This is a genomic window from Erythrobacter epiphyticus (assembly GCF_034653295.1).
Classification (GTDB): domain Bacteria; phylum Pseudomonadota; class Alphaproteobacteria; order Sphingomonadales; family Sphingomonadaceae; genus Erythrobacter.
In genome coordinates this window covers 1-20,263 of record NZ_JAYEEU010000005.1, presented here as the reverse complement: position 1 = coordinate 20,263, position 20,263 = coordinate 1, and the positions used below count along the sequence as shown (strand labels likewise).

The 20,263-nt window shown below is 60.8% G+C and carries 22 protein-coding genes; 14 read left to right on the top strand and 8 right to left on the bottom strand.

The features are described 5' to 3' along the window. Nucleotides 1-30: 30 nt before the first annotated feature. The 3 genes from SOQ14_RS03870 to SOQ14_RS03860 all read left to right on the top strand — a co-directional run bounded on the left by SOQ14_RS03870 (nt 31) and on the right by SOQ14_RS03860 (nt 2,011). Complete coding sequence (locus SOQ14_RS03870) at nt 31-474, top strand: type II toxin-antitoxin system HicB family antitoxin (protein ID WP_322896743.1); 444 nt, start codon at nt 31-33, stop codon at nt 472-474. Nucleotides 475-902: 428 nt separating this feature from the next. After that, nucleotides 903-1,184 carry a hypothetical protein gene (locus SOQ14_RS03865; RefSeq protein WP_322896742.1) on the top strand — a complete coding sequence of 94 codons (282 nt, stop codon included), beginning with the start codon at nt 903-905 and terminating at the stop codon, nt 1,182-1,184. A gap of 197 nt (nt 1,185-1,381) precedes the next feature. Continuing rightward, on the top strand, nt 1,382-2,011 hold the full coding sequence (locus SOQ14_RS03860; RefSeq protein ID WP_322896741.1) for a hypothetical protein: 630 nt from the start codon (nt 1,382-1,384) through the stop codon (nt 2,009-2,011). 222 nt (nt 2,012-2,233) lie between these two features. On the opposite strand, the gene SOQ14_RS03855 is transcribed toward SOQ14_RS03860, so the two are convergent. Beyond that, nucleotides 2,234-4,414 (bottom strand): TonB-dependent receptor, encoded by a 2,181-nt coding sequence (locus tag SOQ14_RS03855; protein ID WP_322896740.1) that lies wholly within the window; start codon nt 4,412-4,414, stop codon nt 2,234-2,236. Nucleotides 4,415-4,516: 102 nt separating this feature from the next. Beyond that, entirely contained in the window at nt 4,517-5,371 is an 855-nt protein-coding gene (locus SOQ14_RS03850; RefSeq protein ID WP_322896739.1) for a helix-turn-helix domain-containing protein, read from the bottom strand. A gap of 224 nt (nt 5,372-5,595) precedes the next feature. Here SOQ14_RS03850 and SOQ14_RS03845 point away from each other — a divergent pair, with 224 nt between their 5' ends. The 4 genes from SOQ14_RS03845 to SOQ14_RS03830 are packed head-to-tail and all read left to right on the top strand — an operon-like array spanning nt 5,596 to nt 9,998. After that, nucleotides 5,596-7,785 (top strand): TonB-dependent siderophore receptor, encoded by a 2,190-nt coding sequence (locus SOQ14_RS03845; protein ID WP_322896738.1) that lies wholly within the window; start codon nt 5,596-5,598, stop codon nt 7,783-7,785. Between the two features lie 4 nt (nt 7,786-7,789). Continuing rightward, nucleotides 7,790-8,104, top strand: coding sequence for a hypothetical protein (locus SOQ14_RS03840; RefSeq protein WP_322896737.1), 315 nt, complete (start codon nt 7,790-7,792; stop codon nt 8,102-8,104). 17 nt (nt 8,105-8,121) lie between these two features. Next, nucleotides 8,122-9,690 (top strand): PepSY-associated TM helix domain-containing protein, encoded by a 1,569-nt coding sequence (locus tag SOQ14_RS03835; protein WP_322896736.1) that lies wholly within the window; start codon nt 8,122-8,124, stop codon nt 9,688-9,690. Further along, a complete protein-coding gene (locus SOQ14_RS03830) occupies nt 9,687-9,998 on the top strand; it encodes a DUF3325 family protein (protein WP_322896735.1) in 312 nt (103 codons plus the stop codon). The genes SOQ14_RS03835 and SOQ14_RS03830 overlap by 4 nt, the downstream gene beginning before the upstream one ends. A 222-nt stretch (nt 9,999-10,220) precedes the next feature. Here the strand turns inward: SOQ14_RS03830 and SOQ14_RS03825 are convergent, their stop codons facing one another. The 4 genes from SOQ14_RS03825 to SOQ14_RS03810 form a co-directional block, all read right to left on the bottom strand. After that, nucleotides 10,221-10,703 (bottom strand): hypothetical protein, encoded by a 483-nt coding sequence (locus SOQ14_RS03825; RefSeq protein WP_322896734.1) that lies wholly within the window; start codon nt 10,701-10,703, stop codon nt 10,221-10,223. Nucleotides 10,704-10,914: 211 nt separating this feature from the next. Continuing rightward, complete coding sequence (locus tag SOQ14_RS03820; protein WP_322896733.1) at nt 10,915-11,154, bottom strand: hypothetical protein; 240 nt, start codon at nt 11,152-11,154, stop codon at nt 10,915-10,917. A 158-nt stretch (nt 11,155-11,312) separates the two neighbouring features. After that, nucleotides 11,313-11,567 carry a hypothetical protein gene (locus SOQ14_RS03815; protein ID WP_322896732.1) on the bottom strand — a complete coding sequence of 85 codons (255 nt, stop codon included), beginning with the start codon at nt 11,565-11,567 and terminating at the stop codon, nt 11,313-11,315. An 89-nt stretch (nt 11,568-11,656) separates the two neighbouring features. Continuing rightward, nucleotides 11,657-11,896: a cold-shock protein gene (locus SOQ14_RS03810; protein WP_322896731.1), complete on the bottom strand. Its 240-nt coding sequence runs from the start codon at nt 11,894-11,896 to the stop codon at nt 11,657-11,659. 270 nt (nt 11,897-12,166) lie between these two features. On the opposite strand from SOQ14_RS03810, the gene SOQ14_RS03805 reads away from it, so the two are divergent. The 7 genes from SOQ14_RS03805 to SOQ14_RS03775 all read left to right on the top strand — a co-directional run bounded on the left by SOQ14_RS03805 (nt 12,167) and on the right by SOQ14_RS03775 (nt 18,828). Continuing rightward, complete coding sequence (locus SOQ14_RS03805) at nt 12,167-16,561, top strand: chemotaxis protein CheB (protein WP_322896730.1); 4,395 nt, start codon at nt 12,167-12,169, stop codon at nt 16,559-16,561. Between the two features lie 282 nt (nt 16,562-16,843). Then, nucleotides 16,844-17,251, top strand: a complete 408-nt coding sequence (locus tag SOQ14_RS03800) for a glycine zipper 2TM domain-containing protein (protein ID WP_322896729.1) — start codon at nt 16,844-16,846, stop codon at nt 17,249-17,251. Nucleotides 17,252-17,296: 45 nt separating this feature from the next. Beyond that, entirely contained in the window at nt 17,297-17,443 is a 147-nt protein-coding gene (locus SOQ14_RS03795; protein ID WP_322896728.1) for a lmo0937 family membrane protein, read from the top strand. 50 nt (nt 17,444-17,493) lie between these two features. Next, nucleotides 17,494-17,685, top strand: a complete 192-nt coding sequence (locus tag SOQ14_RS03790) for a Thivi_2564 family membrane protein (protein ID WP_322896727.1) — start codon at nt 17,494-17,496, stop codon at nt 17,683-17,685. 58 nt (nt 17,686-17,743) lie between these two features. Further along, the gene (locus SOQ14_RS03785) at nt 17,744-17,926 is read left to right on the top strand and encodes a CsbD family protein (protein ID WP_322896726.1); all 183 of its coding nucleotides are present in this window, start codon (nt 17,744-17,746) and stop codon (nt 17,924-17,926) included. Nucleotides 17,927-17,975: 49 nt separating this feature from the next. Further along, a complete protein-coding gene (locus SOQ14_RS03780; protein ID WP_322896725.1) occupies nt 17,976-18,302 on the top strand; it encodes a hypothetical protein in 327 nt (108 codons plus the stop codon). Between the two features lie 58 nt (nt 18,303-18,360). After that, the gene (locus SOQ14_RS03775; protein WP_322896724.1) at nt 18,361-18,828 is read left to right on the top strand and encodes a ferritin-like domain-containing protein; all 468 of its coding nucleotides are present in this window, start codon (nt 18,361-18,363) and stop codon (nt 18,826-18,828) included. A 339-nt stretch (nt 18,829-19,167) separates the two neighbouring features. Here SOQ14_RS03775 and SOQ14_RS03770 read toward each other — a convergent pair whose 3' ends face one another. Together SOQ14_RS03770 and SOQ14_RS03765 are read right to left on the bottom strand one after the other, a co-directional pair. Further along, entirely contained in the window at nt 19,168-19,800 is a 633-nt protein-coding gene (locus tag SOQ14_RS03770) for a tyrosine-type recombinase/integrase (protein WP_322896723.1), read from the bottom strand. 25 nt (nt 19,801-19,825) lie between these two features. Beyond that, nucleotides 19,826-20,263 (bottom strand): hypothetical protein (locus SOQ14_RS03765; RefSeq protein WP_322896722.1); only part of this gene is annotated, 438 nt, incomplete at its 5' end.

Here is a 20,263-nt window from a genome sequence, read left to right as displayed (position 1 = left end):
CAATGCAGGCATGCAACACTGGAGAGTGACATGGCCAAGCATTTTTATCCTGGGGTCCTGTATCCCGCTGACGCCGATGGCCTGTTCGGGGTCTTCGTCCCCAATGTGAATGTGATGGCATCGGGTTCAAGCGCGGATGAGGCTCTGGCTGATGCTGCCGAGATCCTGCAGGAATATTGCGACAACCTCGCCGATAAAGGGGAGGTGCCTGAGCCGCCTGCTCAAATCGGTGACATTGAGCTTGATGGCGGGCAGATCGTGATGCTGCCCGTGCTGATGCCTGCCGAGCAGGCGCGGTTGAACATCATGATGGATGCAACGTTGGTGAAGCGCATCGATGCGGTGGCCCCTAACCGTTCGGCGTTCCTGTCGGCTGCTGCGCGCGCGCACCTCGCTCTCATGCGGGCTGAGATGACCGAGCAGGGCAGAGCCGCCAAGTCATCCCGCAAGCGCGCACGTCTCGCTGAGGCCTGATGCCTCGACCCAGGCCATGCCTGTCCGCATTAGGCAACCGAGGCCTCTGACGTCTACCGCCTTTCGGTTGCGGCTTTCCATACATTAACGACACGGTCGCTGACCCCTCCGGCGCTGCTTTCCATCGCTCGCCACGAATTCGTGGGGGTGGTCATCAGGGATCGACGATTGGCCCCAAACCCGATGTGATCTCGTGGCTTTGGCCGGGCCGAACTTCCTATGTAGCTCATATACTTAGTGTCATGCCCGCCAATGATGCGCGCGTGACTCTTGCTCGCTCATAAAAATATGTCTGTTCATCAACGGGCTGGGCAGTGAATCGCAGCGTTCCGCAAAATTATTCAAAAAAAGCCTTTGTTTGGAAATATTCCATCCTAAAATCTGGTCGGTTGGGCATTTTCCCAATCTGCTAGGAAAGGATATTACCTATGACCGGTCCAAACACGGCAGCCCCACCGGTTTCGCTGACCCAGGCAGTGGCGGCACTTCAGCAAAAGCGCGGTGCAAAGCCGCGCGCGCGAACCCAAGCGGACATAGTTGCCGACAATGCCGACACGATCATCGAGCTCGTGCGGCGATCTGACGCGCTCGGCCTACGAGATCACCTGCCTGTCTGCTGCGCGTCAGGCGTCGTGGGCGCTCGAAAAGGCGCGGCCGATCCATTTCTGAGCCGCCGCAGCATCTTACCCCATCATCATCTGGTCAGCTGATCACTTGAACCCCTGATCAGCCGATCACGTGATCAGCTGCACCCACGAACTTCTCCGCCGTCAGCCTTTGGATGCTGACCCGGTCTGCCGCTCGGGCAGTCCGGCGATGCGCTCTGCGCTGATCCCATCAACCCCTAACCCAACCGAGCACCAACCAACCGCAGGCGATGCCTGCTCAACACAAAAAGGAAATACCGATGAATACCATAAACATGAATACCAAGACCCCTGATGCCAGAGCCCCAAAAGGCAATGGCACCCTGCGCTACACCTTTGTGGACACCGAAAGCCTGTGGGATCCGGGTCTCGTCCATGCCCACCGTGCGATCCATCCGGCCTGCCAGACCAATCGCATTGCCTCGCGCGTCATCACGGCGGCGGCATTGTTCGATGTCGACATCAAGCCTGACGGCACGCTTGAGTTCGGCGAGGTCAAATCGTGGAACGCCCGCGCCCATGGCGGCAGCTACGGGGTGGTCAAAGCCCTGTTCGACAATCTTGCCGCCCGCGAAAACCGCGTGGTGGTGACCTGGGGCGGGCTTGCCACCGACCAGCAGGTCCTGATCCTGTCTGCCATGGAGAATGGTTTGGCCCTGCCGCCCCACTTCCGTGAGGCGGACACCCTTCCCCGGAAGCGTCTCCATCTCGATCTGGCGCTGGCCATGAAGAGCAGCAGTCCGACCTATCACCGCCATCATCGGGGAGGGGCAGATGGCGGCTTGACGCCATGGCAAGCGGCTAGCGGCACATCAGGGCAGCGTCGGGGTTCCGGCGTTGCCCCTTTGGCCCACCGCGGGTTCCTGTTTTGGGCGGTTGCAGGGGCATAACGATCTATCGTGGCTGGCCCGTTTGCTGCCCGATCGGCTCCGGCGGCTCCCGACCCAGACCCTGCCATTCACGTCTCTGAGATCGAACGTCTTATTTTGCTAGGAGCCGCCATTCCGCTTTCGGGATCGCGCAAGATCTTTCCATATGACTGCAAGTGGGTGGTTTGCCGAACGGCGGCTTCCGATCCGAGAAGCTGCCGCGCCGCCCCCTTTCACATGCACCTACCACTTGTAGCTCAGCTGCATCCCGACAACCCGCGGCGGGGCGACCCCGGCATAAAGCGTGCCGTCATTACCGAACGCGAAATTGGCGAAGGCATTGGTGTTGAACACCAGTTCGTCGGTCAGGTTCTCGACATAGAGGCGGGCCGACCAATGTTCGGCCTCCCATCCGATCTGCCCGCCGATCAGCACGACCGCGTCCTGAAAGGCGGTGTTTTCGGGATTGAGCGGGGTGTTTCCTGAAGCCGCCACCTCGCCGCGGACGAACAGCCCCTTCCACGGCCGCCACGAGGCTGACAGCGAGGCATCATATTCGGGCACCAGTCGCACCCGGTTGCCGGTGAAGTCCTGCGTCGCGGAAAAGCGGTAATCGGTATAGGTGCTGTCGACATAGCCGAAGGACGCCGCCAGCTCGAGCGTCGCGCTCGGCTTGCCGGTCACTTCCAGTTCGAAGCCACGGCTGCGGACATTGGCATCCGAGGTGATGAGGTTGGTCGAGATCGCCTGCCCCTGATCGTTCACCAGCACGTTGAATTCCTGCCAGTTGTTCGCATCGATATGGAACAGCGCCCCTGACACCAGCAGGCGCTTGCCCAGCAGTTCGAGCTTGGCCCCGGCCTCGTAGCTCCACAGCGTTTCTGCGCCGAAGCCGCTGAAATCGCGGGTGACGGCGCTGCTGGCAGCACCAAGGTTGAACCCGCCGGGGATCCACCCCTTGGCCGCCGAGACATAGACCAGCAACGCCTCGTCCGGCCGCCAGTCGAGCGAGGCCTTGGGCAGGAATTCCTCGAAGGTGCGCGACAGGTCTTCCGCCGGGAACTGGAACTGGCCGAAGGGGCCGAGGTCGAGCACGCCCGCCTCCTGCACCTTGTCGCGCTCGGCCTGTTCGTAGCGTCCGCCGGCGGTGAAGCGGACAGTATCGACCAGCGGCACGGTGACCTGCCCGAACACCGCATAATCGCGCGAACGGGTGGTCTGGAGCGGGGCCGGGACATAGTCGCCAAGCCCGCCCGGGCCGACCAGCGTCGACAGGATCTGGCCTTCGCTGCTGCGATAGTGGTTGAGCCCAGCCACCCACTGAATGCGCGCACCGGCGGGCGAGGCAAGGCGGGCCTCGAAGTTCCAGAAGGTCTCGTCATCACGATTGGCCCCCGCCGCGCCGGGCAGGGCGGTGAGATCGAGGTCGGTGCCTTGCGAGTTGACGTCAAGCTGCCGCCACGAAGCGTTGAAATCGAGCACCGCCCCGCCGAAATCGACATTGAGGTTACCGGCCAGCAGAACCTCATCCTCCGCTGTGCGCTTGGGCGCGTCGTTGATGAGGGTGAAGCGCCCCGCCCGCCTGCCGCCATTGAAGAACTGCGAATAGTTGCGGTTATAGACATCGTGGTCGATCGGCAGGAATTCCTGCTCGTAAAGGCCGGGTGCGCGCAGGATCGAGGTCTGGGCCAGCAGGTCGAGCGTGACGGTGGCCGACGGGGTCCAGCGCAGTTTGCCCTGCACGAAGGCTTCGCTCAGCTGGCCTTCCTCGCCGATCGAAGACCCGATGTTGCGCACGAAGGAATCGGCGTGGGAATAGCTCGCCACCATCGAAGCCGTCAGCCGGTCCTCGATCAGCGGGCCACCCATCGCGAGGCGAACGTCGCCGCCGATGCCATTGCCGAAACCGAAGCCCGATCCCGTCACCTCGCCCTCGAAGGCATCGCTCGGCTGACGGGTGCGGATGACGATCAACCCGCTTTCCGTGTTGGCGCCGTATAGCGTGCCCTGCGGCCCGCGCAGCACCTCGATCTGTTCGACCGTGCCGAGCGTCTGCTCGCGCAGCTTGCGGAAGGGGATGCCGTCGACATAGACCGCCGCGCGGTTGACGATGAAGGGGTTGGATTCGATCCCGCGGATCGTGACGTAGGTGCCGCCGACCTGCCCGGTCTGGTTGAACTGCACGTTGGGGATGTAGTCGTCGATCTGGCGCAGACTGTCGATCCGGGCGTCGCGGATGAATTGCTCGGTCAGCACCGTCGCTGCCACCGGCGTATCGGCAAGCGGCGAAGGCTGGCGCGTGGCGGTGACGATGATTCCGTCTTCGGTGATGTCCGGCTCAGGTTCGGTTGGCTGTGACTGGGCCAGCGCGGTAGCGGGCGCGACACCGGACAGCAGCGCGGCAAGGATGAAGCGGTAAGCCATGGAAACCCCATAATTGCGAACAAGTCGCAACTATGTATGTAACAACATAACATCAACTGCCCTGACTTTCGCATTCGGGCAATTGCTTTGGCTGGCGGGCAATCACCTCTGCCAGCGGCTCGGAGCGATCCCGTGCTGCCGCTTGAAGGCGGTTGAGAAGTGGGCCGGGGAATAGCCCACCCGGTAGGCGACCTCGGTCGGGCCTATCCCTTGCCGCAGCAGCCGTCCGGCCTCGTCCAGTCGGAAGCGGGTCAGATAACCGCCGATCGACAGACCGAACTCGCGCCGGAACGCCTCGCTCAAGGTCCGCGGACTGCATCCGGTCCGGCGGGCAAGCTCGGCGATGGAGAGCGGGCGGGCGAACTCGGCCTCGATGATCGCGCAGGCCTCGCGCGCCAGACTGCGGGAGCGCGGCGCGTCGGCATCCGAAGGGCGCGGACGGCACAGCGCTTCCTCGAACACCGCGACCAGTTCTAGCGCCCGCGCCTCGCGCGCCATCTCCCGCGCAGTGCCCTGGAACCACGGGTCGATCGGCATGGCAAGGCGGGCGATGACAGACCGCGGCACGCCCGAAAGCGCCATGCAGACATCGCCCTGACGACGGGCAAAGTCCGCCAGCGGGCCGAACCCGTCGAGCTGCGACGGCTCGGCAGACAATCCGGCTGAGTGGAATTGTCCCGGGGCAAGGATCGTGGTCATGGTGACCGGGGCGGTGCAGATCACCAGCGTCGCGCCTGCGCCGGTGACAGCCATCTGTCCGAACGGCGCCACACTCTCGATCCCCGGGGTGAGGCCACAGCCGAAATGAAGCCCGGCGGGCAAGTCGGCCTGGTATTCAAGCCTTTGGGGATTCACCCCGCTCGATTGCCAGTAGGCAGAACCGGACGGATGGCACGCCGCCTGCTCGGTCGCCCCGCCGCTGATGGCGCCTATCGCCTCGATCCAGTTTCCATCCATCGGGCAGAATATTCCCTATCTCGCCCGCCGGATGCCAGCCAAATCTAATAGACCGGCCTGCCGCGTCTCCTGGGGCTGCATCTCATGGGCCGATGGCAAGGCTCGCAGGTGCCCTGACCAGCGTTGCGCCGATCCCAATTTCTTGTGACATTCGATTCTGCAATTGACAATGATTCGCAATCGCATCATTGGCGGCGGCGGTTAAAGCTTATCCGGGGCCATCCATGAACACCTTCCGCGCGACTACATCACTGCTCGCACTCGTTCTTGCAGGCGGGGCGATCTTGCCGGCAGCTGCAGCGGCTCAATCGCAGGACAGCAGTGCGAACAGCGCAGATGATGATAGTGACGGCACCCGCGCACGCCGCACCGCCGAGGAGATTCTCGTCGTCGGCAAGCGCGAAACCGGCTACAAATCGGAAACCCAGTCGGGCGGCACCTTCGGCGAGCAGAGCATCCTCGATACGCCCTTTTCGGTGACGGTCATCACACAGGAACTGCTGATCGACCAGCAGGTGCGCTCGCTCGGCGACATCGCCCGCAACGACCCTTCGACCATCGTCAGCACGCCGCCGGGCTTCAACGACACGATCAACGTGCGCGGCTACAATCTCGATAACTCCTCCAGCTACCGGCGCGAGGGGCTGATCTTCCAGAACCAGGTGCAAAGCCCGTTCGAGAACAAGGCAGCGGTCGAGATCATCAAGGGGCCGACCGGCGTGCGCTATGGCTTCACGCCTCCTGGCGGCGTGATCAACTACGTTCTCAAGCGCCCCACGCCAACAGCCTACACCTTCGCGCAGGCGTTCGGCGACAGTTATGGCGGCTATGGCATCCACGCCGATGTGGGCGGCCCGATCGGGGACAATCTCAGGGTGCGGCTCAATGCAGTGGCCGCGCGAGAGGCGACCTTCGTTGATGGCGTTGCGGGCGGGCGCTACCTCGCCAGCGCGCTGCTCGAATGGAAGCCTGCCGACAATCTGGTGATCGACTTTGAGTTCGAATACCAGTTCCGCGAGCTCGAACAGCAGTCGATCATCAGCTTCGGCTCGTTCGCCGCAGGGGTGACCCCCGAGCAGCGCCGCCGGGTTCTGGAAAACTTCGACCAGACCACCTTTCTGGGGCAGGACTTCGGCACCTATCCCACCTCCAACGTGATCGGTTCGCTGGGCGCGAAGTGGGAGTTCGCGCCGGGCTGGACCTTGCAGGCGCGCGCGCAGCAGATGCGGCTTGAGCGCGACCAGCAGGGGGTCGGCATCCGCGCCGGCACATTGCAGGCAAACGGCGATTACACCGCGACCATCTTCTTCAGTCCCAATCAGGTGCGCGATCCGTTTTCGGCCGAGGCTTTCGTGACCGGGGAATTCAGGACGCTCGGGATCACCCACGAAGTCGCGGTCGGCGCGGCATACAGCCGCAATCCGCTCAAGTTCGCCCTGACTTCGGCGACCCCGATCCTTGGTACATCGAACGTGTTCAACCCCGTCACGCTCCCGCGCCCCGCGCCTGCCAGCCTTGTCACCTCGCCGGTAGTCGATGCGCTGATCATTTCTCAGGAAGCGGTGTTCGTCTCGGATCTTGTGACGGTGACCGAATGGCTGAAGCTGTTCGGCGCTGTGCGCCATGCCGAGCAGCGCAATCAGGAGCAGACCCTCGCCAACCCGACGCTGCGGACCACCTATGATGACAGCGCCACAACCCCCAACGTCGGGATCCTGATCCAGCCGAACGACAAGCTGACGATCTACGGCAGCTATGCGCAAGGCATAACCACCGGCGTCCAGATCCCTATTACCGCGATCAATTTCGGCACCCAGGTGTTTCTCGATCCGGCGCGCACCAGCCAGTACGAGATCGGTGTGAAGGCCGAGCTGTTCACCGGCGCTTTGCTGACGGCCGCTTATTTCGACATCAGCCAACCGCTGGCGACCTTCGACGAGCGCGACTTCTTCGACTACATCGGCGATCAGAACCATCGCGGCTTCGAGCTTACCTTGTCAGGCGAGCTGACGCCGAACCTGCGGGTGATCGCCGGCGGCCTCTATCTCGATCCGACGATCAACAATCCCGACAATCCCGCCGTCAATGGCAATCGGCCGAGCGGCGTGCCGCGTTATCAGGCGAACCTCTACGCCGACTGGAAACTGCCGATGGTGCCCGGTCTCGCGGTCAACGCAGGCCTGTTCTACACCGGCGATCGCGTCGCCAACGACATCAACACCTTCACGATCGATGGCTATGTGCGCTTCGATCTCGGCCTGCGCTATGCCTTCGAGATCGGCGACCAGCGCCTGACCGCGCGGGTGAACGTGCGCAACGTGACGGACGAGGACTTCATTGAAGGCACCGCCTTCGGCCAGTTCCTGTTCGGATCGCCGCGCGCTGCGTTCTTCTCGCTGACAACGGAGTTCTGAGGCGATGGCAGGCAACCGGCAGACCGCAGGCTCACAGCGTGCCCCCGCCGGGTTTGGCGGCGCGCTTGCCCTGTGGCGGCTGCTGGTCGGCTTTGTCGGCGGCTATGCACTGGTGTCGGGGTTCGTGGCGCTCGCCGGATCGGCGCTGCCGCTGCTGGGGATGGAGCGGGGCGAGGCGTTGAGCCTCGCCAGCCTGCTTGCCCTGTTTGTCTATGTGCCGGCCTGCCTGTTCATCCTGTCCACCCGCCGGCCGTGGCGCAATGGCACGATCCTGCTTATGCTCGCCGCCGCGATGATCGCCGCGGCAGTCATGATCTGAAGGGGGGCGCGAGACCGGTGCCGAGAATCAGCGAAGACTTCCGCCAGGCGATGAACTGGACGCACACGTGGCTTGGCGTGGTGCTCGGCATCGTCTTGTTCGCGGTGTTCTGGATGGGCACGCTGACCATCTTCGCACCCGAGATCGACCGCTGGATGATCCCCGAAACGCGCATTGCCCATGATGGGCGCGAGGTTTCCTATGATCGGCTGCTGGCGCAGCTGCCGCCCGATGCCGCCACCAGCGATTACGTCAATTTCGTGGTGCCGACCGAGCGCCATCCGACAATCGGCGTCTTCTATCGCGACAGTCAGGGCGCGTTCCAGAACCTGCTGCTCGACCCGCGCACCGGCGCGCCGATCAGCGTGACCGACAGCCATGCCGGATCGGGCTTTATCTACCCCTTCCATCTCTCGCTTACCATCGAATGGCAGAATCTGGGATACTGGATCGTCGGCTTGGCGGCGCTTGCGATGCTGCTTTTGCTGGTTTCGGGCATCTTCGTGCATCGCAAGATCATCGCCGAGTTGTTTGTGTTCCGCCCGCAGCGCAAGCCGCGCCGCGCGACCCTTGATCTGCACAATCTGTCATCGCTTGTCGGCCTGCCGTTCTATATCCTGATGCCGTTTTCGGGCCTGCTGATCTTCGCTTCGCTTTACCTACCCTGGGGCATGGCCGAGCCCTTTGGCGGCGACATGGACAAGGCCGAAGCAGCAATATCGGGAGCTTACGATCCCGGCCCCCGCACCGGAAGGCCCGCACCGATCGCCTCGCTCGATGCCATGAAGCGCAAGGCAGAGGCGATGTGGTCCGAGACCGAGGGCGCACCCGTCAAGACAAACATCTTGCGCATTCTGAACAATGGCGACGAAAGCGCGGTCGTTTATTTCCGCAACACCTTTCCCGAGGACCGGGTGGTGCTGAGCAAATATGTCGCGGTGCTGGACGGCCAGAGCGGCGCTGTCCTTCAGGACTTCGTCAAGCCGCCGATCGGCGAGGCGTCCGCATGGGTGCAGGGCGCGCACTTCATCCAATTCGGCCATTGGCCGCTGCGCTGGCTCTACTTCCTCGGCGGGCTCGGCGGCTGCGTGATGATTGCGACAGGCAACCTGTTCTGGCTGCGCAGCCGCGAGGGGAGGCTGGCGCGTGCCTCGCTCGGCTATCGCACCGTCGAGGCGCTGACCATCGGCGGCGTGACCGGGATCATTGCCGCGACTGGCGCCTTCTTCGTCGCCAACCGATTGATCCCGGCAGATGCCTTCCCGGTGAAAGGCGCGAGGGCCGATGCTGAAGTGCAAGTGTTCTGGCTGGTCTGGCTGATCGCCTTCGTTCACGCCGCGATCCTGCGCGAGCGCGCCTGGGCCCAGCAAGCCTGGGCCATTGCCGTCCTCGCCATCGCAGCGGTCGCATCGAACGCCGTTACCACCGGCGATCATATTGGCGTGACGCTAGCTGAGGGAGAATGGGCCGTAGCCGGGATGGACTTGCTCCTGCTCATCACCGCAGGAATTGCCGCTTGGGCGGCGATCAGGCTTGCGCCGTCACCAATGCCCGAACGTCCATTCGATCCCATGCCTGCCGAATGAATATGCTGCTCCTGCTTGGTGCGGTGCTCGCCGCCCTGTTCGGATGCGCCTTGCTGGCGTTGTCGCAGCCGAGGCACTGGCAGGCGGTGACGCGCACTCGCTCGGAGCCCGGGCGCACACCGCAACGGCTTGGCTGGCTGTTGCTGACAGGCAGCATTGTGCTCACGATCCTGCGCGACGGTGCAAGCTTTGCCGCGCTGTTTGCGCCGGTGCTCATCGGCTCTGCTGTGCTCGTCACCGCCATGGTGCTGACATGCTGTCCGCGCGTACTCAGCCCCATCATGAAAATGATCATGCCAATGAACTGATGACTGCTTCGGGGTCGTTTGCTGAAAGGCAGGAATTTTCCAGAAGCGAGGCTAAGCCGCCATTCGCGGCCCGATCCGAGCCGTGACGGCTCCCGCCCCCGATCCAGTCATTCCCCGCAGCGGCGCTCAATGTCTGTTTTCGCCAAAAGCCGCCACGCCACTTCCAGGGTCGCGCACTGGCCCCGCGCCTGACCAAGAGTGGGTGGATTGCTGCCTTCGCATTCAATGATCGGATGACCGGTCAAGTGCGTGCTCCGGACTGCGCGCCAAGCATTTCGCTTCGAGCAGTGAGAAAACGACACCGCTGGCGATACCGCCGATCGCATAAATGGTCGTTGTGAATGGGTCGAACCTCACTCCGTTGAGGCCGATCCCGAAACCGCGCGACCAGTATTCAGGAAGCAGCGCCACAACCAGCGCGATACTCACCACTCCAATCAGAACATTGATTGACACCCCACGTCGAGCACCGCCCAAGCGCGCAACCACCACGAGGGCGCTGAAAAGGATTGCGTAGGTCAGCTTCGCTGCAGGCGACACCTCGTCCGCAACTTCGAAGGCATCCAGCAAAAGATTCCCAGCGGATACGAGCGGCGAGAGCGACAAGGCCGCAATCATGAGGCTCGGCAGATAGACTGCAGTCGCCCAAGCCAATACCCAGGCGGCGAAAAAGCATTTGGGTGATGTCGGTTGCGCTATAGTCATGGCACTGTTCTAACTAGCCAATCCCACAAGTCGAGCCAGTCGACCGGCAGCTGAGTGGTCCCAAACGATGCCCGCTCCTTGTAGAGGATCCGAATGGAGCGGCCTCATGATGGCAGTCTGCGAGACATCCTTATTTCGCTTTTGATCAATCCTTCAGGCAATTCCAAAAGAGCAAAGCGGCGGGCGCTCTCGTAACACCACGAGACAGGCCCTAGTGACCACAGTTCTTCTGCTGGATTTCCCGTTCAATTGATCGCAGAAAAACGGCTCCATATTGTTCTGTCGAGCTGAAATCCTGCTCATACTCGCCGATATTGTGCCCGGCTCCGAAAGCCGTCTGCAAGCGGGTGAGTATGTCTGGACGATCATCTGCGAGAAACCGTATGAGGGTCCGCAAGATCCGCGCATGCGCAAGCACTCTTCGTTCGAGTTCGGTTTCTTCGGCTTCCATGAGTGCTTATCCTTCGATTGTGCCCATCCACCGTGTCCCGTCTTGTGCTTGACAAGCCGATCCCAGATTGATCGGGGTGGTTGCCGCCAGTCTTCAGCTTTCGCCAATGCGAAATCAGCACCGGAATAGGTGCAGGTTGTGGCATGATATTCTGGGCATCAGGTGGTCCCAGAACCGGTCAACGAGGCATCTGCAGATGGAGGCAGCGAACCGCCCTCGCTTTCCCATGTTTCCAGCTCTTCATCAGGTGGCAGCGGCGTTTCGGTCATGAGATCGCGATCGCGCAATCGCCGGGTTTGGGTGGCGACAGGCGCGATCTTGTCAGGACAGGATCGCGCATCAGCACCAGCAGCGCGTGTGTCGATTTTCATCAGGGCGAGCTGACGGGCGTAGAGCAGTGTGTTGAGATCCATGCCAGAGCCTCCTTGCGCGCCTCAATAACAGAGCATGTCGAGCCAAAACCGGGCGCACCCTCATGATGCGCCCGGGTCTGGGTCAGCGATCAGCCCTGCTGTTGCTGGGCTTGGTCATGCTGGCGGTCCTGCTGAAGGTTGACCGCATGGGGCTTACCTCCGCTCATCTGGCGGGTATCGTAACCATAACGCTCGCCGGCCTTCGGTTCGGCAGCTTCCTGTTGGAGATCCGCCTTGACGAAGTCGAGCGGCGCGCCGCCCTGTTCGGGTGTAATGGTTCCGCAGCCCGTCTTGCCATTGTAGTTTCTGATCTTGCCATAGCTGGTCATGATCGATTTCCTTCTATTGTGCGCAGGCGTTCAGGAGCGACCGCTTGTGCGCGGCGCTAAGAGACGCAAGGGAAAGTAGGGAGGGGCTGAAACGTAGCCCTCGGAACCGTCGATCACGACTGGTAGCTGGCTAGAATATACAGTTCCGGGCGCGACAATTCAATGCGTGGATATACGGATTGGCCTGTCAGCGGACCGCCGACCACGGTGCCGCACCTGGGGTTGTTTCAAGGTGCGGACGCCGCGCTTTCCTGCTAGACCGTCTGTCTGATGAGCCAAGATAGCACTCCTGAGGCAGGAAAAAGAAAGCCTGCCGGAGCGGGCTCGGTACCGCGCAAGGCCGGGGTGCGCCCGGCGACATTGTCGCCCCACGCAGATACCAGATCCGGTTTGCAGTGCCCGATCGTCGCGATCGGTGCGTCAGCGGGCGGTCTGGAAGCGATGACGCAGCTGTTGGATGTCATGCCCGCAGATACCGGCATGGCGTTCCTTCTGGTGCAGCATCTTGACCCCTATCACGCCAGCCAGCTGGCCGAACTGCTTGCCAGCCACACGCGTATGCCCATCCGCGAAGCAGCGGAGGGCATGGCGATCAATCCGGACGAAATCTATATCTGTCCGCCCGGCCATTTCATGTCGGTTCGATTTGGCGTCTTGCATCTGTCGAGGCCACAGGCGGGCGACCACATCCGATTGCCAATCGATTTTCTGATCCGTTCCTTGGCTGAAGGATACGGCGCACGATCGGTGTGCGTCATCCTTTCGGGCAATGGCGAGGATGGCAGTGCGGCCTTGGCGGCGCTCCACAGAAGCGGCGGATACATCATCGTGCAGGATCCCAAAGAGGCGGAACATGATGGAATGCCGCGCAGCGCCATCATGACAGGTCTTGTGAACGCCGTCGTGCCATTATCCCGCATCCCGCCGGAGCTGGCGAGGATTTCGGTCCAGATTGCCGATGCAGCGGCTGCGGTTGCGATGTTGCCCGATGCCTACGAGACCAGCGATATCCAGGCCATCATTACCTTGTTGCAGCAGAAGGTTGGCCAGGATTTCAGTGCTTACAAGCGCGGCACGCTGGAACGGCGCATCCAGAGGCGCATGGGGCTGCGCGGGCTGCCGGCGGGTGCCATTTCGCGTTATCATGATGAGCTGACCCATAACGAGGAAGAATGCCGCTCGCTGGCCGAAGATCTCTTGATCAATGTCACCAGCTTTTTCCGCGACAAGGCGGTGTTTGATCTGCTGGAAACTGAAGTCATTCCCGAACTTATCGGCAATCTGGCGGCAAATCAGGCCTTGCGGATTTGGGTTGTCGGATGCAGCACCGGCGAAGAAGCCTATTCGCTGGCGATGATCTTTCGCGATGCCATCATGGCGTCGCGCCGCGACATCAAGCTGCAGATTTTCGCATCCGACATTGATGTCCAGGCGATCGCGGTGGCGCGAGAGGGTCTCTATCCGCTTTCGATCAGGGACGAGGTTCCGGCTGACCGGCTGGCTCGCTATTTCATCGCCGAGGAAAACGGCTATCGCGTCACTTCAGGCCTGCGCGGATCGGTGGTGTTCACCGTGCAGGATGTGCTGAATGATCCGCCGTTCTCGCGGATGGACATGGTATCCTGTCGCAATCTCCTGATCTACCTGAAGCCGGAAGCGCAAGCCAAAGTCATTTCGTTGTTCCATTTTGCCCTGCGCGAGAATGGCATCCTGATGCTGGGCATGGCCGAAACGCCTGGCAATTCAAACGGTCGCTTCGCAGTCGTTCACAAGGCCGAGCATATCTATCGCCATCTTGCACAAAGCAGGCCGGGAGAGGCTGGCTTTCCCTTGAGTATCATCGAAAACCTGCCGCGGCTCGATATGCTTGAATCCAAACAGCAAGTGACGAGGCAGACCGTGCTGGCCAATCTGTGCCGGGACACCGTGCTTGAAAACTTTGCGCCAGCAAGCCTGCTGATCAATGCCCAGCGCCAATGCGTCTATACCGTCGGCCCAGTGAGCCGATACCTCAAGGTGGCGGCCGGACCACCATCGCTGGACGTGATGGCGATGGTGCCGACAGAACTGCGCGGCACCCTGCGCTACGCCCTTTCGCGCGCGCAACGCGATCATCCGACGGTCAATACCCATCTCTGTGAGACGAGCGTGGACGGGAAGCCCGTGCTCTTCACCATGTACGTTCGCTTTCTCGAAAGTGACGGCGAGACGCTGCATCTTGTCAGCTTCATAGAGAAACCTTCTCGCCCCGCCGACGAACCAGCGCGCCTAAGCGACGACACACAGTCGCAAGTGCGCGAACTCGAACGCGAGCTGGAAACGGTTCATGCCGAACTGCAGAAAGCGATCCAGAGCCGCGATGCCCTGGTCCTCGAACAGAAGGCGATCAATGACGAAGCGCTGTCCGTCAACGAGGAGTTCCAGTCCACCAATGAGGAATTGCTGACCTCGAAGGAGGAATTGCAATCACTTAACGAAGAATTGATCGCACTCAACAGCCAGTTGCAGGAAACGCTTGATCGCCAGCGGATTGCTTCGGACGATCTCCAGAATATTCTCTACAGCACCAACGTGGCCACCCTGTTCCTCGATGAGAAGCTGCGCATCAGGTTCTTCACCCCCGCCACCAAGACGTTCTTCAATGTCATTCCCGGCGACATCGGGCGCCCCCTGTCCGATCTGCAATCGCTCACCGATGACGCTGACCTGCTCGCAGATGCTCGTATCGTGCTGCGTGACAGCAACACCATCGCCTGCGAGATTGCGGGGCCTGCTGGATCATGGTTCCAACGCCGCATTTTTCCCTATCGTACGCATGACGACCGGGTCGAAGGTGTAGTGATCACCTTCTTTGACATCACCGAACGACGCCGGACGGCGGTCGCGCTTGATGAGGCGCGGCGGGCCGCCGAACAATCCAACCGCGGCAAATCGCGCTTCCTTGCCGTGGCAAGCCATGATCTGCGCCAGCCGCTCCAGTCGCTCAAACTGGTCCAGTCGATGCTGTTGCAGGAGATCGCTGGCGGAAGGGCGCGCGAGCTGGTCGATCAGTTCGGCATGCTGCTCAATACCATGACAGAGATGCTGAACTCGCTGCTTGATATCAACCAGATTGAGTCCGGTGTGCTCGAGATCAGTACCTCGACTTTCCCGGCGTCCGAGATGTTTGACCGGTTGCTGGCAGAATTCCAGCCGCAGGCTCAAGCAAAGTCGATCAGGCTACAGGTAATGCCGACCAGCGCCATCCTGTTCAGCGACCCGCGCCTGATTGAGGTGATGCTGCGCAACCTGCTGGGAAATGCCGTCAAATTCACCGCGTCCGGAGGACGGATCCTGATGGGCTGTCGCTATGTCGGGAATGATATCCGGATCGAAGTATGGGATACAGGCATCGGCATCGCTGACGATCAGCTACAGGCGATCTTTGATGAATTCCATCAGATCGATAACCCTGCCCGTGAAAGCGGGCGGGGTTTCGGACTAGGGCTTACGATCGTGCGCGAACTCGGCCAACTTCTTGGGCATGATGTGAACGTCCGTTCGTGGCCGGGCAAAGGCTCGGTTTTCTTCGTGACTGTCCCGCGCGCTTTGAGGTCAGCGCTTGCTGCACCCAAAGTGCCGGACCTTAAAGCGCTCGAATTGCCTGAGGACAAGCCGGGATGCAACACCATCGCATTGATCGAGGATGATCCGGGTGTGCGCGAGGCGCTTGAAGCCCTCCTGGCCGCAGCCGGGCACACAGTGATCTCGGCAAAGGATGGTCGCGCTGCGCTCGAGCTGGTCGGGCAAGGTGCGATCCTGCCCGATCTGATGATCACCGACTATAATCTGCCAGGACACATGGATGGGATCGAGGTGCTGAGCGCCTTGCGTGCGAGATTTGAAGAGCCTGTGCCCGGCATCGTTCTAACCGGCGATATCTCGCAAGGCGCGCTCTCGAAGATCGAGATGGCCGAATGTCTGCTGTTGAGCAAACCGGCAGCAGCAGAAGCGCTTCACGCCGCGATCCGCAAACTGACCCATGCCACTTCTAGGCAAAGCGCGGCGAGCGCGGCGGTGGAGTCCCGCGTGATCTGCGTTATCGAAGGCAATCCGGATAAGCGCGAAACCTTGCGCAGTGTGCTCCAACACGAAAATTGGTCTGTCAGGATTTATCCAGATGCCGAGACGTTTCTGGCCGAAGAGCCGACTGAGCAGGAGCGATGCCTGTTCATCGATGGAGACTTGCCTGACATCACTGGCATCGCCCTCATCGAGCACTTGCGCGCGAAGGGAGATGAGGTCCCGGCAATCCTGATGATCGGCACCGGAGATATCGCCACGGCGGTGCAGGCTATGCGATCAGGCGCTAACGATTTCATCCCTCTGCCAGTCAGCCGACGCGATTTGATCGAGAGCATCCACCGTGCCGTTGCGCAGACTTCAGCTAGCCAATCCCAGACTGTTCGCGGCGGTGATGATGCAGGACAATTGGCAGCGCTGACGCCACGGCAAAAGGCCGTGCTTGATCTGGTGCTGGCAGGAAAGCCGAGCAAGATCATCGCTTTTGAACTCGGCATTTCGCAGCGCACGGTAGAAAGCCATCGGGCACACATCATGGACAGATTGGGAGTCCGCAGCATTCCTGAGCTGGTGCGTGCAGCGCTGGCTGCCCTTCCCGATTAGGGCCGAGAATCGCCCGGTCGTTATCGCACGCGCAGATGGTGCTGCGCGGCAGGGGTCCTTGCCACCTTGGTGTTAGCTTTTCCCGGCGGATGATCCCGCATTTTTGTCACGAGGCATACGAGCAGGTCGCACGAGTGCTGCGCTTCTTGCGTAGTTTCCGAGTCTGACCGCAGCCCGGGCATAAGCTCATAAGAGCAATGCGACCCCGACTAGGGCATCCGGCTGAACATGCTGATGACTTGGCACATTGGCCGGATGCCCGCTCTTTTGGAAAGGTGGGCCATGTTCAAATTAGCTCTCGGCGTATTGTCCGCAGCGACCTTGTGGGGCTGTGCAGGCGATTATCAGGCACGCGACTATCGCAGTGACTGGTCTCGGTACGATTACAATCGGCCCGATCCCAACTACGGGTCGTACTATGCTGATCGGTATTATCGCGACGACCCGCGGCGCTATCGCGAACGGCGGCTTTCCCGCAACGAGCGGATCTATCGCGGCGAGGACGGACGCTATTACTGCCGCAGGTCGGATGGCACGACCGGATTGATTGTCGGCGCGATTGCTGGCGGTGTCCTTGGCAATCTTATCGCACCGGGCGGTTCGGAAGAGATCGGCACGATACTCGGGGCGATCGGCGGCGGCGTTGCCGGTAGGGCCATTGAACGCAATCAGGATATCAGGTGTCGCTGAATAACCCTTTGCGGCACATATCCAATCCCACGGAAGGGAAGGGCCATGCTCTACACCATCATCGCTATACTGATCGTCTTATGGGTGCTTGGATTGGCCACATCCACGACATTGGGCGGCTTGATTCATCTGCTTTTGGTGATCGCCGTGATCGTATTCCTGGTGAATGTACTCAGAGGCAGGCGCACCTGACGCACGGCGACCTGACATCGTAGAGACACGTTCAACAAGGAGTGCCGATCATGCCGCTTATCAATCTTGTGATCGTGCTGGTGGTCGTCGGCGTTCTGCTCTGGCTCATCAACACGTATTTGCCGATGGACGGCAAGATCAAAACCATTCTCAACGGAGTGGTTGTGATCGTTGTCGTTCTTTGGCTGCTCCAGTCCTTTGGCGTCCTGGCTTCGCTGGACGGCATAAAGATTGGCCGGTGACGCGATGTCATCCGGACTGACCGCAGAGTTTTTCTGCCATATTTCAAGGAGCTGAATCATGGGTGAATTCACCGACAAGGCCAAAGGCATCGCAAACGAAGCAATCGGCAAGACCAAGGCTGCCGCAGGGCGTGCAAGCGACAATCCCAAGCTCGTTGCCAAGGGCATCGTCCAGCAAGGCAAGGGCAAGGCTCAGAAGGCATCCGGCGCGATTAAAGGCGCGCTCGGCGACAAGATCTAGGCTTGCCAGAGCCTACACCGCTTTGGCGCCAAACAGAAAGGAACCCATCATGTCCAATGCCTCATCACAAGGTCTGTCCGGCCAATTTCAGGACACTGTTGATCGCGCAGCCGAGACCTTCAAGGCTGCTGCGGCTACCAAGGATGCCATCTCGCAGGAAGCTGGCGAAGTGCTCACAGCTGCGGCCACCGAGACCGCCAAACTTGCGGAAAGCATGCGGGCTCACGCGGCCCAGGCAGCGAAAGAGGCTGCGCAATATGCGAGGCACGAGTTCGAGGCGCATCCGCGAGCTTCGCTGGCCGCAGCCCTGACAGCTGTCGTGGCCGTAATTGGTGTGATGGCGTTCAGCTGGCGGAGCAAGCGTGCCTCCAATTGAGGCATGTCAGGGGTGCGATACGGCAAGATATCCTCTTGGCTTGGAGAGCCCCATGTCCATGGCATCACACGAAAAAACCACGCTGAATGTCCTCATTGCCACCACTTTGGACAGCATTGATGATTTTCTCGACGCGGCAGACAATGTCGAAAGCGACAGCCTTGTCGCACTGTTCGATCAGCGCGTGATCGCGTGCCAAGCGGTTATGGATACGCTCCGCTGTGAGGTGATCCGGCTTGGCGGCAGCCCGCAACGCAACGGTTCATTGTCTGCCAGTGCACACCGGGTTTTTTCCAACCTTAAATCGGCCATGACGGGACGAAACGAACAAGCCATCATCGTCGAGGTCGCAACATGCGAACGTCATTTGAAGGCCAAGTTTGCAGATGCGATGGCAGACACCCGATTGTCGCCGGAAGTTCGTCGCACAATCCGCGATTGCTACGCTGCAATGACCCTGCATCATCGCCATGCCGAAAGTTTCAGGCAAGCGCTGGAGAGCGATCAGGCGCCGCCTGAATTATGAAGCCTCACCGAGGCAGATCAGGCCATCAAGGTCCGAAGAGATTGCACACATGGGATCGGATTACGTCATCGCCATGTCCCGGTTTTCCGTGCTTATTGCTGCGTCCGTGAGAACGGCACTAGCGGGCGCAGCAATAAGTCTTGGGTGGGCCGGATACCTGTCTCAAGATTGAACATGCTGCGGCGCTCATGAACACTTGCCAGCTTACCAGTATCATCTTCGCTGCTTTATGAACGCCGGTTTCGGCCAAACCGGTCGATCCGTCACGCCGTCTTCCAATGGCAGGAAAGTCCCAGCGCTGGTAGGTCGGCTCCCCGGCTCTAACGAGGAGCCGAATGCTCAGATTTCCGTGTTTTCGGCGAGGGCAAGTGCATCCTCGACATCGATTCCGAGATAGCGCACCGTATTCTCGATCTTGCTGTGACCGAGAAGTATCTGGACGGCACGCAGATTGCCGGTGGCCCTGTAGATGATCGACGCCTTGGTCCGCCTCAGAGAGTGGGTGCCGTATTCGCTCCGCATCAAGCCGATCCCGCTTACCCATTCATCAACAAGCCGAGCATATTGGCGGGTGCTGAGGTGCCTGTTCCGATCGACCCGGCTTGGGAAGACATAATCGTCCACGGCGCCACCCCGGCGCTCAAGCCAGGCCAGCAGACTGGCACGGGCATCCGGCAAAATCTCGAACTGAACAGGGCGGCTTGTTTTCTGCTGCATAACGATTGCGCGCGTTCGGATCTGCCCTCCGTTAACAATGTCGCCGATCTTCATTCGCACAAGGTCGCAGCCGCGCAGTTTGCTGTCGATGGCAAGATCAAACAGCGCACGATCACGCACTCGGCGGCATTCATTGAGATAGAATCGGATTTCCCAGATCTGCTTCGGCTTAAGCGCACGCTTGGCGCCGACACTCCTCCCTGCGTTCCAAGCTTGGCGCATTGTGGTGGTGTTTCCGGTCTCAGGCATCTCCATGATTGTTCTCCTATGACCACTATGGTCACCAGAAGGATGTCTGCAGGTCAGACGATTGAAAATGCTGTCGCTCTAACCGACCACTTGTAGGCTTCGCCAGCGCTATCCTCGGTGTTTCACGAACCGCCGGTTTCGGCGGAATCAGTCGTTCAGGCACGCTGTGCCGGTTGGCAGCTTTGTCCCAGATCAGGCCGCGCAGTCCCTCCACTTTCAGCGCGGCCCTCACGGGTGTGATCCGTTTTTCCTGCTTCAATCTGAGCCTCGGCTTGCCAGTGCGCGAACGATGGCGAAGCGGGAGTAGTCGAACGGGGCGGGGGCGCAGATCGCTCGTTGCGACATCAATCTGCTTGACCATGAAGGCGCGATATTCCGCCAGCACTTGGGCCACACCATGCGTCTCGACCCGCTTGGAATAATGCAGGGCGTTGGTGCCCTTGCGGGCATGGCCCATAATGTCGGCGCG

Coding starts and splice junctions, on each gene's coding strand:
- SOQ14_RS03870 (WP_322896743.1), top strand. CDS start 31: ATGGCCAAGCATTTTTATCCTGGGGTCCTGTATCCCGCTGACGCCGAT.
- SOQ14_RS03865 (WP_322896742.1), top strand. CDS start 903: ATGACCGGTCCAAACACGGCAGCCCCACCGGTTTCGCTGACCCAGGCA.
- SOQ14_RS03860 (WP_322896741.1), top strand. CDS start 1,382: ATGAATACCATAAACATGAATACCAAGACCCCTGATGCCAGAGCCCCA.
- SOQ14_RS03855 (WP_322896740.1), bottom strand. CDS start 4,414: ATGGCTTACCGCTTCATCCTTGCCGCGCTGCTGTCCGGTGTCGCGCCC.
- SOQ14_RS03850 (WP_322896739.1), bottom strand. CDS start 5,371: ATGGATGGAAACTGGATCGAGGCGATAGGCGCCATCAGCGGCGGGGCG.
- SOQ14_RS03845 (WP_322896738.1), top strand. CDS start 5,596: ATGAACACCTTCCGCGCGACTACATCACTGCTCGCACTCGTTCTTGCA.
- SOQ14_RS03840 (WP_322896737.1), top strand. CDS start 7,790: ATGGCAGGCAACCGGCAGACCGCAGGCTCACAGCGTGCCCCCGCCGGG.
- SOQ14_RS03830 (WP_322896735.1), top strand. CDS start 9,687: ATGAATATGCTGCTCCTGCTTGGTGCGGTGCTCGCCGCCCTGTTCGGA.
- SOQ14_RS03825 (WP_322896734.1), bottom strand. CDS start 10,703: ATGACTATAGCGCAACCGACATCACCCAAATGCTTTTTCGCCGCCTGG.
- SOQ14_RS03820 (WP_322896733.1), bottom strand. CDS start 11,154: ATGGAAGCCGAAGAAACCGAACTCGAACGAAGAGTGCTTGCGCATGCG.
- SOQ14_RS03815 (WP_322896732.1), bottom strand. CDS start 11,567: ATGGATCTCAACACACTGCTCTACGCCCGTCAGCTCGCCCTGATGAAA.
- SOQ14_RS03810 (WP_322896731.1), bottom strand. CDS start 11,896: ATGACCAGCTATGGCAAGATCAGAAACTACAATGGCAAGACGGGCTGC.
- SOQ14_RS03805 (WP_322896730.1), top strand. CDS start 12,167: ATGAGCCAAGATAGCACTCCTGAGGCAGGAAAAAGAAAGCCTGCCGGA.
- SOQ14_RS03800 (WP_322896729.1), top strand. CDS start 16,844: ATGTTCAAATTAGCTCTCGGCGTATTGTCCGCAGCGACCTTGTGGGGC.
- SOQ14_RS03795 (WP_322896728.1), top strand. CDS start 17,297: ATGCTCTACACCATCATCGCTATACTGATCGTCTTATGGGTGCTTGGA.
- SOQ14_RS03790 (WP_322896727.1), top strand. CDS start 17,494: ATGCCGCTTATCAATCTTGTGATCGTGCTGGTGGTCGTCGGCGTTCTG.
- SOQ14_RS03785 (WP_322896726.1), top strand. CDS start 17,744: ATGGGTGAATTCACCGACAAGGCCAAAGGCATCGCAAACGAAGCAATC.
- SOQ14_RS03780 (WP_322896725.1), top strand. CDS start 17,976: ATGTCCAATGCCTCATCACAAGGTCTGTCCGGCCAATTTCAGGACACT.
- SOQ14_RS03775 (WP_322896724.1), top strand. CDS start 18,361: ATGGCATCACACGAAAAAACCACGCTGAATGTCCTCATTGCCACCACT.
- SOQ14_RS03770 (WP_322896723.1), bottom strand. CDS start 19,800: ATGGAGATGCCTGAGACCGGAAACACCACCACAATGCGCCAAGCTTGG.